Below are 1,965 nucleotides of genomic sequence, written 5' to 3'. Positions count from 1 at the left end.
CCACCGCCCTGCCGGCCCACAGCCCTGCCGGCCCACCGTCCTGCCGGCCCACCGTCCTGCCGGCCCACCGCCCCAGCCGGGTCTTCGCCCTGCGGGCCGGGCCGCACATCGTGTGGCGCGCGCCGTTTACCGGCCGGGGTCCCCGGCGTATCTTCCGAAGTCCTGACGAGTCACCACCGCGTCGGACGGTAACCGCCGGACGAGGACCGTCGGACGGGGAATCGTACGGGGAGATGAGGACGATGAGCGCTCCGACCGTCGAGCGATGGCATGTACGGGGCGAGTGGTTCGACGCGTGCAAGTGCGCGATCCCGTGCCCCTGTTCCTTCGCGCAGCCCCCGACCTACGGCGACTGCGACGGTGTGCTGCTCTGGCACATTCACGAGGGCCACTACGGTGACACGGTCCTGGACGGGCTCAGTGTCGCGATGCTCGGCTCGTTCACCGGCAACGTGTGGAGTGGCGAGCACACCGACGCCTACGCGGCCGTGGTGTTCGACGAGCGCGCCGACGAGAATCAGCGGCAGGCGTTGCAGACCGTGTTCGGCGGGGAGGCGGGCGGCTGGCCCGCCCGGTTCGGCGCTCTGCTCCGCCCCGAGATGCGCGGTATGGAGGTCGCCCCGATCGAGGTCCGGATCGAGCCCGACCACGCGCGGTGGAGCGTCCGGCTGCCCGGCAAGGCCGAGGCGAGTGTCGAGGCGCTGGCCGGGCCGACCTCAGCCGAGGGCGAGCGGGTCCGGGTGTACGGGCTGCCCGGGTCGGAGACGGGCCCGGGTCAGGGGCCCGCCACGTGGGGGCGGGCGGTCACCGACCGGGCCGACGCGTTCGGGTTCCAGTGGGACCGGTCCGGTTACTCGAGCAAGCTGATCCCGTTCGACTGGTCCGGGCCCGACACGCCATGACCGGCCGGGTCTCGGCGCGCGGGGTGCCCGTGGCGTCGGCGTGGACCCGGGTCGAACTGGCGCTTGCCGCCGTGCTGCTCGCTCTGGCGGGCGTGTCCTGGCTGGTCACCGCCGGCGTCGCGATGCCGGACATGCGGGTGGGTGTGCTCACCGGGCCTCCGCCGGATGCGATGGCGATGGAGACGGGTGTGGGTCCGGCGGCGTTCGGCCTGTTCCTCGCCACGTGGCTGGTGATGATGGCGGCGATGATGCTGCCTGCCATCGTCCCGTTCACGGCGGGTCTCGCCGTACTCCTTCCGGACGGTGCGCGCTCCCGCTCACGGCTGTTGCCGCTGACGGCGGGGTATCTGCTGGTCTGGGGCCTTGCCGGGGTGCTGGCCTTCCTGCTCCTGCGCGGGTTCGAGACCGCGACGGTGAGCGGGACACCGCAGGCGGTGCGCGTGGGGGCGGTGGTGCTGCTCGTGGCGGGAGCGTTCCAGTTCACGCCGCTGAAGCGATGGTGCCTCGTGCGGTGCCGCTCGCCGCTGGCGCTGGTGATGCGGCACGGCGACAGGGCGGCGTCCAGCCACCTGGGCGCGCTGCTGGTGGGGACGCGGCACGGTGGCTACTGTCTCGGCTGCTGTTGGGCGTTGATGGCGGTGCTGCTCGCGGTCGGGGTCATGAACCTGGCCTGGATGGCACTGGTCGCCGCCGTGATCACGGTCGAGAAGGTGTTGCCCCGCGGCGAACTGCTGAGCCTGCTGCTCGGGGGTGCGCTGGTGAGCGCCGGTGCCGTGCTCCTGGCGGTGCCCGGCCTGCTCATTCCGGCGTGAGCGCATCCCGTGGGTCAGGACCCCTCCCGGCCGGTCTGCTCGTCGAGGTACAGGTCGAGCGGGCCGGTCAACCGGAGTTCGCGTACCGTGCGCTCGCCGGTGTCGAGGGTGCGCACGACGCCGTCCGGGTTCCAGCCCGCGCGCCGGTAGAAGTGCAGCGAGGCCGAATCCGACTGCGCCACCCACGTGATCCCGCGCTCGGCGCCGTGCTCGCGCAGCCACGTGGCCGCCGCCGCGAGCAGCCTGCCGCC

Annotated in this window: 3 protein-coding genes; 2 read left to right on the top strand and 1 reads right to left on the bottom strand. The window is 73.0% G+C overall.

The genetic code is table 11. From position 1 onward, the window contains the following. Positions 1-242 precede the first annotated feature (242 nt). Together SACSA_RS0101840 and SACSA_RS0101835 are read left to right on the top strand one after the other, a co-directional pair. Entirely contained in the window at positions 243-902 is a 660-nt protein-coding gene (locus SACSA_RS0101840) for a DUF1326 domain-containing protein (protein WP_019813047.1), read from the top strand. A 29-nt stretch (positions 903-931) separates the two neighbouring features. Further along, positions 932-1,714, top strand: a complete 783-nt coding sequence (locus tag SACSA_RS0101835; RefSeq protein WP_232212805.1) for a DUF2182 domain-containing protein — start codon at positions 932-934, stop codon at positions 1,712-1,714. A 14-nt stretch (positions 1,715-1,728) separates the two neighbouring features. Here the strand turns inward: SACSA_RS0101835 and SACSA_RS0101830 are convergent. Continuing rightward, a partial coding sequence (locus SACSA_RS0101830; protein WP_019813045.1) for a GNAT family N-acetyltransferase occupies positions 1,729-1,965 on the bottom strand: 237 nt, incomplete at its 5' end.

The organism is Saccharomonospora saliphila YIM 90502, assembly GCF_000383795.1.
Taxonomy (GTDB): Bacteria; Actinomycetota; Actinomycetes; order Mycobacteriales; family Pseudonocardiaceae; genus Saccharomonospora; species Saccharomonospora saliphila.
This window is presented reverse-complemented; position numbering and strand designations above follow the sequence as displayed.

Coding starts and splice junctions, on each gene's coding strand:
- SACSA_RS0101840 (WP_019813047.1), top strand. CDS start 243: ATGAGCGCTCCGACCGTCGAGCGATGGCATGTACGGGGCGAGTGGTTC.